Source organism: Nocardioides panacisoli (assembly GCF_039537325.1).
Classification (GTDB): Bacteria; Actinomycetota; Actinomycetes; order Propionibacteriales; family Nocardioidaceae; genus Nocardioides; species Nocardioides panacisoli.
Genome location: NZ_BAABAH010000011.1, coordinates 80,027 through 93,163, shown reverse-complemented (window position 1 = coordinate 93,163; position 13,137 = coordinate 80,027). Strand labels below are relative to the sequence as shown.

12 protein-coding genes are annotated in these 13,137 nt (G+C 70.5%); 10 read left to right on the top strand and 2 right to left on the bottom strand.

Annotation, left to right across the window (positions count from 1 at the left end):
- Positions 1-26: 26 nt before the first annotated feature.
- The 6 genes from ABD709_RS15025 to ABD709_RS15000 all read left to right on the top strand — a co-directional run bounded on the left by ABD709_RS15025 (position 27) and on the right by ABD709_RS15000 (position 5,892).
- Complete coding sequence (locus tag ABD709_RS15025; RefSeq protein WP_344776820.1) at positions 27-662, top strand: mycothiol-dependent nitroreductase Rv2466c family protein; 636 nt, start codon at positions 27-29, stop codon at positions 660-662.
- A 38-nt stretch (positions 663-700) separates the two neighbouring features.
- A complete protein-coding gene (locus tag ABD709_RS15020) occupies positions 701-1,234 on the top strand; it encodes a TIGR03086 family metal-binding protein (protein WP_344776818.1) in 534 nt (177 codons plus the stop codon).
- 39 nt (positions 1,235-1,273) lie between these two features.
- Complete coding sequence (locus tag ABD709_RS15015) at positions 1,274-2,440, top strand: peptidoglycan recognition protein family protein (protein ID WP_344776816.1); 1,167 nt, start codon at positions 1,274-1,276, stop codon at positions 2,438-2,440.
- Positions 2,441-2,495: 55 nt separating this feature from the next.
- Positions 2,496-4,292 (top strand): methionine--tRNA ligase, encoded by a 1,797-nt coding sequence (gene metG / locus ABD709_RS15010; protein WP_344776815.1) that lies wholly within the window; start codon positions 2,496-2,498, stop codon positions 4,290-4,292.
- A gap of 14 nt (positions 4,293-4,306) precedes the next feature.
- Complete coding sequence (locus tag ABD709_RS15005; RefSeq protein WP_344776813.1) at positions 4,307-4,957, top strand: ion channel; 651 nt, start codon at positions 4,307-4,309, stop codon at positions 4,955-4,957.
- Between the two features lie 83 nt (positions 4,958-5,040).
- Complete coding sequence (locus tag ABD709_RS15000; protein ID WP_344776811.1) at positions 5,041-5,892, top strand: GNAT family N-acetyltransferase; 852 nt, start codon at positions 5,041-5,043, stop codon at positions 5,890-5,892.
- On the opposite strand, the gene ABD709_RS14995 is transcribed toward ABD709_RS15000, so the two are convergent.
- Positions 5,867-6,301 (bottom strand): DUF2000 family protein, encoded by a 435-nt coding sequence (locus tag ABD709_RS14995; protein ID WP_344776809.1) that lies wholly within the window; start codon positions 6,299-6,301, stop codon positions 5,867-5,869. The genes ABD709_RS15000 and ABD709_RS14995 overlap by 26 nt on opposite strands.
- Positions 6,302-6,350: 49 nt before the next feature.
- Here ABD709_RS14995 and ABD709_RS14990 point away from each other — a divergent pair, with 49 nt between their 5' ends.
- The 4 genes from ABD709_RS14990 to secA are packed head-to-tail and all read left to right on the top strand — an operon-like array spanning position 6,351 to position 11,809.
- Complete coding sequence (locus ABD709_RS14990) at positions 6,351-7,148, top strand: helix-turn-helix transcriptional regulator (protein ID WP_344776807.1); 798 nt, start codon at positions 6,351-6,353, stop codon at positions 7,146-7,148.
- Positions 7,149-7,175: 27 nt separating this feature from the next.
- Entirely contained in the window at positions 7,176-8,528 is a 1,353-nt protein-coding gene (gene folC / locus ABD709_RS14985; protein WP_344776805.1) for a bifunctional tetrahydrofolate synthase/dihydrofolate synthase, read from the top strand.
- Positions 8,525-8,890: a DUF4233 domain-containing protein gene (locus ABD709_RS14980; protein ID WP_344776803.1), complete on the top strand. Its 366-nt coding sequence runs from the start codon at positions 8,525-8,527 to the stop codon at positions 8,888-8,890. Before folC ends, ABD709_RS14980 begins: the two co-directional genes overlap by 4 nt.
- A gap of 39 nt (positions 8,891-8,929) precedes the next feature.
- The gene (gene secA / locus ABD709_RS14975; protein WP_344776801.1) at positions 8,930-11,809 is read left to right on the top strand and encodes a preprotein translocase subunit SecA; all 2,880 of its coding nucleotides are present in this window, start codon (positions 8,930-8,932) and stop codon (positions 11,807-11,809) included.
- Positions 11,810-11,906: 97 nt separating this feature from the next.
- On the opposite strand, the gene ABD709_RS14970 is transcribed toward secA, so the two are convergent.
- Positions 11,907-13,118, bottom strand: coding sequence for an SGNH/GDSL hydrolase family protein (locus ABD709_RS14970; RefSeq protein ID WP_344776799.1), 1,212 nt, complete (start codon positions 13,116-13,118; stop codon positions 11,907-11,909).
- Between the last annotated feature and the right edge of the window lie 19 nt (positions 13,119-13,137).

Below are 13,137 nucleotides of genomic sequence, written 5' to 3'. Positions count from 1 at the left end.
CTCCGCGGTGGGTGGTTGAACCCTGCATGACCTCTGCTCGGGAGCGCAATCGCGCTGACTTCTGGTTCGACCCGCTGTGCCCGTTCGCCTGGATCACCTCGCGCTGGATGCTCGAGGTGGAGAAGGTCCGCGACGTCGACGTCGCCTGGCACGTGATGAGCCTGGCCTACCTCAACCAGGACAAGGACATCTCCGACGACTACCGGGCGATGCTGGATCCGGCCTGGGGCCCGGTGCGGGTCCTCGTCGCCGCCCAGCACAAGCACGGTGACGACATCCTGCTGCCGATGTACAACGCCTTCGGGCAGCGGCTGCACCTCGAGGGCCGCACGCTGCACGAGCAGGAGGACCGGGGCCGGGCCCTCATCGAGGAGGTCCTCGCCGAGGTGGGTATCGAGACCGACCTGGTGGAGGCGATGGACGACTCGTCGCTCGACGACGCGGTCGCCCGCTCGCACCACGAGGGCATGGACCAGGTCGGCAACGAGGTCGGTACGCCGACCATCGCCGTCAACGGCACGGCGTTCTTCGGCCCGGTGCTCTCGAAGATCCCGCGCGGGGAGGACGCCGGCCGCCTCTGGGACGGTTGTGTCGCCGTCGCGTCGTTCCCCTACTTCTACGAGCTGAAGCGGTCGCGGACGGGCGAGCTGGACTTCTCCTGAGGGTTCACCCGCCATCGCGCTCCGCCTAACGTGGGGCCATGTCCACAAGTGACGACGTACGCGTGCTGGTGCACGCCCTCGACCAGGCCGCCGACGAGCTCGACCACGTCCACGCCGACCAGCTGACCGGGCCGACGCCCTGCGGGGACTGGGACGTGGCCGCGCTCGCCGACCACCTGGTCGCCGCGCCGGCGAAGTTCCTCACGATGATGCGGGGGGAGCAGCCCGACTGGGCGGCGCCGCCGCCGCACGTGCGGGAGGGCTGGGGTGCGGAGTTCCGGGTGCACGCCGACGACCTGAGCCACGCCTGGCACGAGCTCGAGGGCGACCCGCCGACGCCAGCGGCGTGGCAGGTCGCCGAGATCGCGGTGCACACCTGGGACCTGGTCTCGGCGCTCGGCCGGCCCACCGACCGGCTCGACCCGGAGGTCGCCCAGGTTGCCCTGAACTTCATGCGCGCGAGCCTCGAGCCGGAGAAGCGCGGCCCTGCGTTCGGCCCCGAGCAGACCCCGGCGCCGGACGCCGGGCCCTACGAGACCCTTGCCGCTTTCGCGGGACGCGCCGCCGGGTGAGTCGATTTCGGCGGCTCATGAATTGCATCCTCGTTGATCATGGGTATCTCGGATTCGTCTCTTCCCCGTCGTGACCTCGCGCGCCTGACGGCCGCGGCGGTCGCCGTACCGACCCTCGGCGCGCTGGCCGCGCCCGCTCCCGCCGGCGCAGCCCCCGGCACCCGCAAGGTCCGGCTCCGCCCCGACCGTGGCTCCGTCGTGTCGGCGGCCGACGTGCGCCTCGACGGCCTCGAGGGCACCGCGCGCACCGCCGGCGGCCTGCGCACCCCCGTGCTGGAGACCGACCGGTTCTCGATGCTCGGTGTCACCTGGCGGTCGGGGACCGGCTCGGTACGGGCACGGGTGCGCCGCACCGATGGACGCTGGTCCGAGTGGCAGCCGCTCGCGCCGCTGCACGACACGCCGGACCACGGCAGCGAGGAGGCACGACACACGCCGCGTGCCACCGACCTGCACTGGTACGGCGACGCCGATGCCGTCCAGCTCGAGGTCGCCGGCGACGCCCGGGAGCCGGTGCTCTCGCTGATCGACCCGGGCCGGCGACCCGAGGACGCGATCGAGCACGAGTCCCCGCGCGAGCTGGCCGACACCGACAACACACCGCGCCCGCACCTGCTGACCCGGGCCGACTGGGGTGCCGACCCGCGCCTGCGGGACGGGACCCAGGTCGTCAACAAGACGATGAAGCAGGTGCACATCCACCACACCGTCAACGCCAACGACTACCACCGCAGGGACGTGCCGGCGCTGATCCGCGGGATGTACCGCTACCACACGCAGACCCTGGGCTGGTCCGACATCGGCTACAACTTCCTCGTCGACCGGTTCGGCCGGATCTGGATCGGTCGGAAGGGCAGCGGCCACAAGATCGTCCGCGGCGCCCACACCCTCGGTTTCAACCACAAGTCGATGGGTGTCTCGGTGATCGGCAACTTCGAGGTGGCCAAGCCCAACAAGGACATCCTGCGTGCGCTCGTCCGGCTCGCGGCCTGGCGGATCGACAAGTACGACCTGCGACCGCGCGGCACCGTGATGCGCCAGTCGTCGGGCAGCGACAAGTACCCCGCCGGCACCTGGGTGCGGCTGCCGGTGATCGACGGCCACCGCGACACCAACGACACCGCCTGCCCCGGCAGGCACCTCTACGCCGAGATCCCGCACATCCGGCGGGCGGTGCACCGGCGGATCCAGGGGTTCCACAGCTGACCGCGGCCGGAGGCCGGGGCGATGACGGCTCGCGCCCGTCAATAGGATCGGGCCCATGAGCAAGGTCCTCTGCTTCACCGCCTGGCCGTACGCCAACGGCCCGCGTCACATCGGCCACGTGGCCGGGGTGTACGTCCCTGCCGACATCTTCGCCCGGCAGGCCCGGATGGCGGGGCACGACCTCATCATGCTGTCCGGCTCCGACGAGCACGGGACGCCGATCCTCATCGCGGCCGACGAGGCCGGGCTGACCCCGCAGGAGCTCGCCGACCAGAACCACCGGCTGATCGTCGAGGACTTCGCCGCGCTGGGCATGACCTACGACCTCTACACCCGTACGACGGCGCGCAACCACCACCAGGTGGTGCAGGAGCTGTTCCTCGGCGTCTACGAGAACGGCTACTTCGTCGAGCAGACGACGTACGGCGCCATCAGCCCGTCGACCGGGCGGACCCTGCCGGACCGCTACATCGAGGGCACCTGCCCGATCTGCGGCTACGACGGGGCCCGCGGCGACCAGTGCGACAACTGCGGCAACCAGCTCGACCCGCAGGACCTGAAGAACCCGCGCTCGCGGATCAACGGCGAGGTGCCGGAGTTCGTCGAGACCCAGCACTTCTTCCTCGACCTGCCGGCCCTCGCCGACGCCCTCGGCGAGTGGCTCGACGGCCGCGAGGCCAGCGGGCTGTGGCGGCCCAACGTGATCCGGTTCTCCAAGAACATCCTCGACGAGATCAGGCCGCGCGCGATGACCCGCGACATCGACTGGGGCATCGCCGTGCCGCTGGAGGGCTGGCGGGAGAACCCGACCAAGAAGCTCTACGTCTGGTTCGACGCCGTCGTCGGCTATCTCTCCGCCACGGTGGAGTGGGCCCGCCGGCTCGGCGAGCCGGAGCGGTGGCGCGAGTGGTGGAACGACCCCGAGGCGCTGTCCTACTACTTCATGGGCAAGGACAACATCACCTTCCACAGCCAGATCTGGCCCGCGGAGCTGCTGGCCTACAACGGCCAGGGCGCCCGCGGCGGGAGCCCGCGCGAGCTGGGTGAGCTGGACCTGCCGACGGAGGTCGTGAGCTCGGAGTACCTCACGATGGAGGGCAAGAAGTTCTCCTCCTCCAAGAAGGTCGTCATCTACGTGCGCGACCTCGTCTCCCGCTACCAGGTCGACGCGTTCCGCTACTTCGTGGCGGCCGCGGGCCCGGAGAACCAGGACAGCGACTTCACCTTCGCCGAGTTCGTGCGCCGCACCAACGACGAGCTCGTCGCGGGCTGGGGCAACCTGGTCAACCGGACCGCGAACCTGATCCACAAGAACTTCGGGGAGATCCCGGCGGCGGGCGAGCTGACCGACGCGGACCGGGCCGTGCTGGCGACCACCGAGCAGGCCTTCGACGTGGTGGGCGACCTGGTCTCGCGCAAGCGGTTCAAGCAGGCGATCGGCGAGGCGATGCGGGCCGTGGCCGAGGTGAACAAGTACGTGTCGGACCACGAGCCGTGGAAGCTCAAGGGCGACGACCAGCGCGAACGCCTGGGAACCATCCTGCACGTCACCGCCCAGGGCGTGGCCGACCTCAACCTGGTGCTGGCTCCGTTCCTGCCGTTCTCTGCGAACGAGGTCGACAAGGCGCTCGGGGGCGAGGGCGCGGTCGCGCCGATGCCGCGGATCGACGAGGTCACCGACCTCGACGACCCGTCGCGGGCCTACCCGGTCGTCACGGGCGACTACTCCGGCTTCCCCGCGTGGCGCCGGCGCCCGATCGAGCCGGGCACCCCGGTCGGCAAGCCGACCCCCATCTTCACCAAGCTCGACCCGTCGGTCGTCGAGGAGGAGCTCGCCCGGCTCGGCGGCTGAGCCAGGCGGTCCCGATGACTGGCATGCGCCCGATCCGGTGGATGGCGGAGCACCCCAACGCGCTCCTGCTCGGTGGGCAGGTGTTCGTGCTGCTCGGCTATCCGGGGCTCGGTGACACGACGCTCGGGCGCGCCGTCCTGGGCGTGGTGCAGCTCCTGGTCGTGCTCAGCGCGGTCGCCGCGGTCCGCCGCTCGCCGGCGCTCACGTGGGTCGCTCTCGTCTTCGGTGCGCCCGCGACCGTGTTCGCCGTGTGGGAGTCGGTCTCGCCCGGCACCGACTGGGTGGTCCTCGTCTCGGCGTGCTGCCACGTTCCGTTCTACCTGTTCGTCAGCTATGCGCTGATCCGTTACGTCTTCAACGACGACGAGGTCACCCGCGACGAGCTGTTTGCGACCGCGGGCGCCTTCACGGTCGTGGCGTGGGCGTTCGCCTACGCCTACGCAGCGGTGCAGGTCATCTGGCCGGGCTCGTTCGGCGCCGACCGGACCTGGTTCGAGCTGCTCTACCTCTCCTTCACGACGCTCACCAGCGTCGGGCTCGGTGACTTCGGCCCGGTCGGTGACCACGCGCGGTCGGTCGTGGTGCTCGAGCAGATCGGTGGCGTTTTCTACGTCGCCCTCGTGGTCTCCCGGCTGGTCGGTCTGACGATCCGCAGGAGCCGCTGATGGCAGCCTCCTAGGAGGTCCGCTTCACGGGCGATGCCGGTGAGTTCCTCGAGCGCGCGGGCGAGTGGCTCGCGCGCGAGCCGGTGACGTCGACGATCCTGTCGACCATCGCCGAGCGCGCCCGCGGACTGGCGGAGCTCGGTGACGACCCGAGCACGTCGGCGCCGTACTGGTGGTTCGCGACGGTCGCGGACGGGGGCGACCTCGTGGGCGTCGCGATGCGCACGGCGCCGTTCGAGCCGTACCCGCTCTACCTGCTGGCGATGCCCGACGACGCCGCGGCCGCTCTCGCGGACGGGGTCCTCGACCGCGGCGAGGAGGTCGGCGGCGTCAACGGGCTGCGGCCCGCGGCCGACGTGTGCGCGGAGCGGGTCGCCGAGCGCACCGGCTCGACGGTTCTGGTGGCGATGCACACCCGGTTGTTCGAGCTCGGTGAGCTGGTTGCGCCCGCCCCGGTGCCCGGCCGGCTGCGATCGACCCGGCCCGACGAGGTGGACCTCGCCCACGACTGGCTGGTGCGGTTCTTCGGCGACGCGGACGAGCAGGCCGGCCGCGAGCGCGGCGCCGGGCACGCCGAGACCGCCTCGGTGGCCGACATCGAGCGCAAGATCCGGGAGGGCACGCTCTGGTTCTGGGTGGGCGCGGACGACGTCCCGGTCTGCATGGTCGGAGCGAACCCGCCGGCCTTCGGCGTCACCCGGATCGCGCCGGTCTACACCCCGCCGGAGCACCGTGGGCGCGGCTATGCGAGCGCGGCGACCCACGACGTCTCGCGGCTGCTGCGCGACAGCGGCGCGCGGGTCACCCTGTTCACCGACCAGGCCAACCCGACCTCGAACCGGATCTACCAGGCGCTCGGCTACGCGCCGGTCGCCGACACCGTCGACCTCCGGCTCGCACAGCCCCCGCTCACGGGTGGAGCGAGCAGCCCTTGAGCACCTTGTCGACGGCGTTCCTCGGGCCGTGCAGCGCGATCCCGACCAGGTCCAGGTCGGCGCCGTGCACGGCACGGACCGTCGCCCGGTTGGCGGCGTCGTGGCCGGTGCGGAACATGTCGCGCGTGTAGACCGCCAGCGGGAGGTCCCTGCGCAGCGCCCGCTCGCGCGCCGTGCCGATCGCCTCCTTGCTGCCCTCGAACACCAGCACGGGCACCCCCAGCAGCCGGAGGTACGCCGTCCCGTCGGCGTCCTCGTAGGGCTCGCCGACCAGCTGGGGCCACTCGGTCGCGACGCCGCTCGCGAGGAACGCGGTCACGTTGAGCCGCTGCCAGGTCTCGAGGTCCTCGCGCACCACGATCGCGACCTTGGTGTCGAACGGCGGGGTCAGGATGTCGTCGTCGGTCACCCGGTGATCGTCGGCCGACGGCCGGCCCGACGTCTTGTACGTTCCTGACATGGAGCCTGCCCCGGTCGTCCGGGCGTGGCGACCTCCGGTACCGGGCGTCGCGGAGGTGCTGCACGCGCACTTCCCCCGGCACGCCTACCCGATGCACGTCCACGACACCTGGACCGTGCTGATGGTCGACTCCGGCACCGTGCGCTACGACCTCGACCGGCACGAGCACGCGACCGGCAGCTCGTTGGTCACCCTGCTGCCGCCGGGCGTCGCCCACGACGGACGCTCGGTCGCGGAGGGCGGCTTCCGCAAGCGGGTGCTCTACCTCGACGCCGACCGGATCGACCCGGCCCGCGTCGGCCGGGCGGTCGACCACCCCGACTGGGGGGACGGCGCGCTCCGCGACGAGCTGGACCTGGTGCACCGCGCGCTGGCCCGCCCCGGTGAGGAGCTGGAGGTCGAGGGCCGGCTCGCCCTTGTCACCGACCGGCTCTCCCGGCACCTCGCCCGCGGCCCGGTCGAGGTGGCGACCGCTCCCGAGCCCCGGCTGGCACGCCGGTTCCGTGACCTCCTGGACGAGCACCTCGTCGACGGGGTCACCCTCGAGGAGGCGGGGCGGCTGCTCGGCCGGCACCCTGCCCACCTGGTGCGGGCGTTCGGCCGGGAGACCGGCGTCCCGCCGCACCGGTACGTCGTCGGCCGGCGCCTCGACGCCGCGCGGCGGCTGCTGCTCGCCGGCGAGCGCCCCGCCGACGTCGCGGTGGCGGTCGGCTTCCACGACCAGGCGCACCTCACCCGCCACTTCAAGCGGCTGCTCGGCGTACCCCCGGGCCGCTACGCGGCGTCGGCGCGCTGACCCGGTCGCCGTAGACTCTCGCAAGCCATGAGTGAGCCTGTCGCGCGTTCCGCCGAGACCTTCGCCGAGGCCGAGGACGCCCTCCTCTCCCGGTGGCCCGAGACGCGCCTGGAGCCGTCCCTGGACCGGATCCGGGCCTTCACCGAGCTGCTGGGGGATCCACAGCGCGCCTACCGCTCGATCCACCTGACCGGCACCAACGGCAAGACCTCCACGTCCCGGATGATCGACACCCTGCTGCGCGCCCTGGACCTGCGCACCGGTCGGTTCACGAGCCCGCACGTGGAGCGGATGAGCGAGCGGATCAGCATCGACGGCGAGCCGCTGGACGACGAGGCCTTCGTGCGCGCGTTCAACGACATCGCGCCGTACACGCACCTGGTCGACGACCAGGAGGCGCATCCGCTCTCCTTCTTCGAGGCGATCGTCGGGATGGCCTACGCGGCGTTCGCGGACGCGCCGGTCGACGTCGCCGTCGTCGAGGTCGGCATGGGCGGCTCGTGGGACGCGACCAACGTCATCGACGCCGACGTCGCGGTCGTGACGCCCATCGCCGTCGACCACACCGCCTACCTCGGCACGACGCCCGCCGCGATCGCCCAGGAGAAGGCCGGGATCATCAAGCCGGGCGCCATCGCGGTGGTCGCCCAGCAGCCCGCCGAGGCGATGGCGGTCCTGACCGCGCGCGCCGCCGAGGTGGGCGCCACCCTCGCCCGTGAGGGTCTCGAGTTCGGCGTCGTCGACCGCCAGCCCGCCGTCGGCGGCCAGCTGGTCACCCTCCAGGGCCTCCGGGGCCGGTACGACGACCTGTTCCTCCCGCTCTACGGTGCGCACCAGGCCCAGAACGCCGTCGTCGCGCTCGCCGCCGTGGAGGCGTTCCTGAGCACCGACCAGCCGCTCAGCGACGAGGTGGTCCGCGCGGCGTTCGCGGAGGTGACCTCACCGGGTCGCCTCGAGGTCATCCGCCGGAGCCCGACGATCGTCCTCGATGCCGCGCACAACCCGGCGGGGGCCGAGGCGACCGCTGCCGCCCTGGAGGACTCCTTCCAGTTCAGCCCGCTCATCGGTGTGATCGGCGTGATGGCCGACAAGGACCACGAGGGCCTGCTCGCGGCGTTCGAGCCGCTCCTCGAGCACGTCGTCGTCACCCAGAACTCCACCGCGCGTGCCCTCCCGGCCGAGGACCTGGCGGCGGTGGCGCGGGAGGTGTTCGGGGCGGACCGGGTGTCGGTCGTGCCGCGTCTCGCCGACGCCATCGACGAGGCCGCCGGGCGGGCCGAGTCCGGCTCGGGCGACTCGCTCAGCTCCGGCGCCGTCCTGGTGACGGGGTCGGTCGTCACCGTCGGCGAGGCGCGGACCCTCCTCGGCGGGCGGAAGTGAGGGACCCCAAGCGCGCGATGTGCGCGATGGTGCTCGCCCTCGAGGCGATCACGCTCGCCCTGACCACCCCGGTGATGATCAACCTGGGCGACATCGCCACCGGGCAGGCGCTGGCTGCCGGTCTCGGGCCGGCAGCCCTGTCGCTGCTGACGGCGGGGCTGCTCCGTGCGCGCTGGGGCTACTGGCTCGGCCACCTGGTCCAGGTGATCGCGATCGCGATGGGCTTCCTGGTGCCCATGATGTTCGTGCTCGGCGTCGTCTTCGCGGTCCTCTGGGGTGCCGCCTACGGCGTCGGACGCAAGATCGAGCGCGAGCGGGCGGCGGCGTACGCCGCCTACGAGGCCGAGCAGGAATCCCAGTAGGAATCGGACGAGCACCGCTCCCCAAGTACAGTTGCGGCCGTGCCCGTCATCATCGACAAGCTCCTGCGCATCGGCGAGGGAAAGATCCTCCGCCAGCTCGAGTCCATCGCCAAAGCCGTCAACGCCATCGAGGACGACTTCGTCGCCATGTCCGACGACGAGCTGCGAGGGATGACCGACGAGTTCCGGAAGCGCCTCGAGGAGGGCGAGACCCTCGACGACATCATGCCGGAGGCCTTCGCCACCGTGCGTGAGGCGGCCAAGCGGGTGCTCGGCCAGCGGCACTTCGACGTCCAGATCATGGGCGGCGCCGCGCTGCACCTCGGCAACATCGCCGAGATGAAGACCGGTGAGGGCAAGACGCTGGTGTCGACCCTCCCGGCGTACCTCAACGCGCTCGAGGGCAACGGCGTCCACGTCGTCACCGTCAACGACTACCTGGCCAAGTTCCAGTCCGAGATGATGGGTCGCATCCACCACTTCCTCGGCCTGTCGGTCGGCGTGATCGTCCCGGAGATGCGCCCCCCGCAGCGCCGCGAGGCCTACGCGTGCGACATCACCTACGGCACCAACAACGAGCTCGGCTTCGACTACCTGCGCGACAACATGGCCTCCTCGATCGAGGAGTGCGTCCAGCGCGGCCACAACTTCGCGATCGTCGACGAGGTCGACTCGATCCTCATCGACGAGGCGCGGACCCCGCTCATCATCAGCGGCCCGACCCAGGACGAGGTCAAGTGGTACGGCGAGTTCGCGAAGATCGCGGCCAAGCTGACCAAGGACGTCGACTACGAGGTCGACGAGAAGAAGCGCACCATCTCCGTCCTCGAGGCCGGCATCACCAGGGTCGAGGACCACCTGGGCATCGAGAACCTCTACGAGTCGGCGAACACCCCGCTGATCTCCTTCCTGCACAACTCGATCAAGGCCAAGGAGCTGTTCCGCAACGACAAGGAGTACGTCGTCATGGACGGCGAGGTCCTGATCGTGGACGAGCACACCGGCCGCATGCTCGCCGGGCGTCGCTACAACGACGGCCTGCACCAGGCGATCGAGGCCAAGGAGGGCGTGAAGGTCCGCGAGGAGTACCAGACGCTCGCGACCGTCACCCTCCAGAACTACTTCCGCATGTACGACAAGCTCTCGGGCATGACCGGCACGGCGCTGACCGAGGCGTCGGAGTTCGACAAGATCTACAACCTCGGCGTGGTCCCGATCCCGACCAACAAGCCGATGGTCCGCATGGACCAGCCCGACCTCGTCTACCGGACCGAGGAGGCCAAGTACGACGCGGTCGTCGACGACATCGTCGAGCGCAACGAGAAGGGCCAGCCGGTCCTCGTCGGCACCGTCTCGGTCGAGAAGTCGCAGTACCTCTCCGACCAGCTGAAGAAGCGCGGCGTCCCGCACTCGGTCCTCAACGCGAAGGTGCACGCCGAGGAGGCGAAGATCGTCGCGATGGCCGGCCACAAGGGCGCGGTGACCGTCGCCACCAACATGGCCGGTCGAGGCACCGACATCATGCTCGGCGGCTCCTTCGAGTTCCTCGCCGACCAGGAGCTGCGCAAGCAGGGTCTCGAGCCGACCGGTGAGACCGCGGAGCAGTACGACGCGGCGTGGCCCGCCACCGTCGAGCGGCTCAAGGAGCAGGTGGCCAAGGAGCACGACGAGGTCAAGGAGCTGGGCGGCCTCTACGTCATCGGCACCGAGCGTCACGAGTCCCGCCGCATCGACAACCAGCTGCGCGGTCGTTCCGGTCGCCAGGGGGACCCCGGCGAGAGCCGCTTCTACCTGTCCCTCCAGGACGAGCTGATGCGGCTGTTCAAGTCCGACTGGGTCGACCGGGTCCTGCTGCTGCTGAAGATCCCGGACGACGTGCCGATCGAGAACAAGCGCGTCACCAACGCCATCGCCAACGCGCAGGGCCAGGTGGAGGCGCAGAACTTCGAGTCCCGCAAGAACGTCCTCAAGTACGACGACGTCATGGACCGCCAGCGCAAGGTGATCTACGGCGAGCGTCGCGAGGTCCTCGAGGGCGTCAACCTCGAGGAGCAGGTCCGCACGTTCATCGACGACGTGGTGACCGGCTTCGTGTCCGGCTCGCTCGACGACTTCGCCGAGGAGTGGGACCTCGAGCAGCTCTGGACCGACCTCAAGCAGTTCTGGCCGGTCTCGATCAGCCACAAGGACCTCGTGGAGGACGCGGGCTCCCTGTCCGCGCTGCACAAGGACGACCTGATCGAGAAGCTCAGGGAGGACGCGCACGCGGCGTACGACGCCCGCGAGGCCGAGGTCGGCGAGGAGGTCATGCGCGAGCTCGAGCGGCGCGTGCTGCTCTCGGTCCTCGACCGCAAGTGGCGCGAGCACCTCTACGAGATGGACTACCTGCGCGAGGGCATCTACCTGCGCGCCTACTCGCAGCGCGACCCGCTGGTCGAGTACCAGCGCGAGGGCTTCGACATGTTCGCCGCGATGATGGACGGCATCAAGGAGGAGACGGTCGGCTTCCTCTTCAACCTGGAGGTCCAGGTCGAGGACGAGCAGGAGTTCCACTACCACGCCGACGGCAGCCGGCACGACGGCCCGGTGCACGAGGGCGCGTTCGCCGAGCCGCCGGTCGGTGTCGGTGCCGGCGGCCCGAACCTCGGTGAGATCTCGTCGAAGCTCAAGGGCGAGGCGCCGCAGATCAAGGCCAAGGGCCTCGAGCTGCCCAAGCAGCCCGAGAACCTCTCCTACACCGCGCCGGACGAGCTCGGCGGCGAGGCGACCAGCGCGACCACGGTCACGAAGTCGCCCGACGACGAGTTCGCCGACATCGGCCGCAACCAGCTGTGCCCGTGCGGCTCGGGGAAGAAGTACAAGCGCTGCCACGGCGCCCCCGGCGGCCCTCCCATGGACACCACCGCCCGCGTGAGCTGAGTCGAATCGAAGGTTTGTAGGGGTTGAGTCGAGGATCGCTCCGGCCGCCGGCCGGAGCGATCCTGATCTCAACGCCGAGAGACCCTCGATTCAACTTCTACTGGAGGGTCATGCGGGGTTCTCCGTTGAGGAGGCCGGTGCCGGTGCGGACGCAGGTGCCGCCCTTCGGCGTGCCGGCGTTGTAGGCCTGGCGGACGCAGGACCGGACCGCGAGCTGACCCCAGTAGTTCGGGTGCAGCGACTCCTGGATGTAGTAGGGGCTGCTGGAGCAGCAGGTCGTCACCGTCCGGATCTGGTTGATCCACTCGGTCTTGTCGACCGCGCCTGCGCTCTGCCAGCTGCTCAGCCCGACCTCCTCGTAGAGGCCGACGCCGGACTCGCACAGCCGGCGGCCGTTGAACGTGCTGGACAGGTTGAGGACCTTGGCGTTGCTGATGCCGGCCTGGGTGATCGCGCCGGTGACGGTGCTGTTGATCGTGGGGAGCGCGGTCCCGTTGGCCCAGTCGGCGTCGGCGTTCCAGAACCCGCAGCCGCCGGTGCTCTGGCGGGTGTAGCCGCTCTGGCTGTAGCGGAACCCCGAGCCGTTGGGGATCGGTGACGGGTAGGTCTGCACGAGCATCGTCCACTGGGTGTCGGCGTACCCGTCGTTGCGCATCGCCGTGCGGACGTTGGTCAGGGCGGCGGCGATCCGCGACCTGACCGCGCTGATGTTGGCGGAGGTGAAGTTGCTGGTGACGCTGCTGTCGTCCTTGCAGTAGTCGGGCCACCACGACGGGGAGGCGAGGAAGTCCTCGACGCAGTCGGTGACGATGTCGGCGAAGTTGAAGTCGTTGCCGCCGATCGACACGACGACCATCTTCACGTTGTGGCTCGCAGCGAAGGTCTGCAGCGCCTGGGCCTGGCCGACGCCGGCGGAGCCGCTGTAGAAGTCGAGGCCCGGCTTGAAGTAGGTACCGGTGCTGGTCGTGGTCTCCGCGCCCGAGCAGGCGAGGTTCAGGCTGTTGACCCCGCCGCCGATGTGGATCTCGGCGCTCTTGCTGCGGTGGCAGCGCTCGATCGACTCGCCGGTGCCCGACGCGTTGTCGTAGTACGCCGTCGAGCCGAGCGCGTCGGCGCGAGAGCTGCTGTCGTTGGACGACCCGGCCCAGCGGCCGGCCTCGCCGGAGATGTAGGAGTCGCCGACCGAGACGACCCACGGGGTGCCGGACCCGGGACCGTCGGCGTGCGCAGGTGCCGCGGTGAGCGGCGCGGTGAGGAGCGTGAGGACGAGAGCAGCGGCGCCGAGAGCGGGCGCGAGAACACGTTTCATGAGCAGGCAACATAGTGAC

Excerpts from the sequence above, each read along its gene's own strand:
- metG (WP_344776815.1), top strand. The coding sequence starts at position 2,496 with ATGAGCAAGGTCCTCTGCTTCACCGCCTGGCCGTACGCCAACGGCCCG.
- folC (WP_344776805.1), top strand. The coding sequence starts at position 7,176 with ATGAGTGAGCCTGTCGCGCGTTCCGCCGAGACCTTCGCCGAGGCCGAG.
- ABD709_RS14990 (WP_344776807.1), top strand. The coding sequence starts at position 6,351 with ATGGAGCCTGCCCCGGTCGTCCGGGCGTGGCGACCTCCGGTACCGGGC.
- ABD709_RS15025 (WP_344776820.1), top strand. The coding sequence starts at position 27 with ATGACCTCTGCTCGGGAGCGCAATCGCGCTGACTTCTGGTTCGACCCG.
- ABD709_RS15020 (WP_344776818.1), top strand. The coding sequence starts at position 701 with ATGTCCACAAGTGACGACGTACGCGTGCTGGTGCACGCCCTCGACCAG.
- ABD709_RS14970 (WP_344776799.1), bottom strand. The coding sequence starts at position 13,118 with ATGAAACGTGTTCTCGCGCCCGCTCTCGGCGCCGCTGCTCTCGTCCTC.
- ABD709_RS15015 (WP_344776816.1), top strand. The coding sequence starts at position 1,274 with ATGGGTATCTCGGATTCGTCTCTTCCCCGTCGTGACCTCGCGCGCCTG.
- ABD709_RS15005 (WP_344776813.1), top strand. The coding sequence starts at position 4,307 with ATGACTGGCATGCGCCCGATCCGGTGGATGGCGGAGCACCCCAACGCG.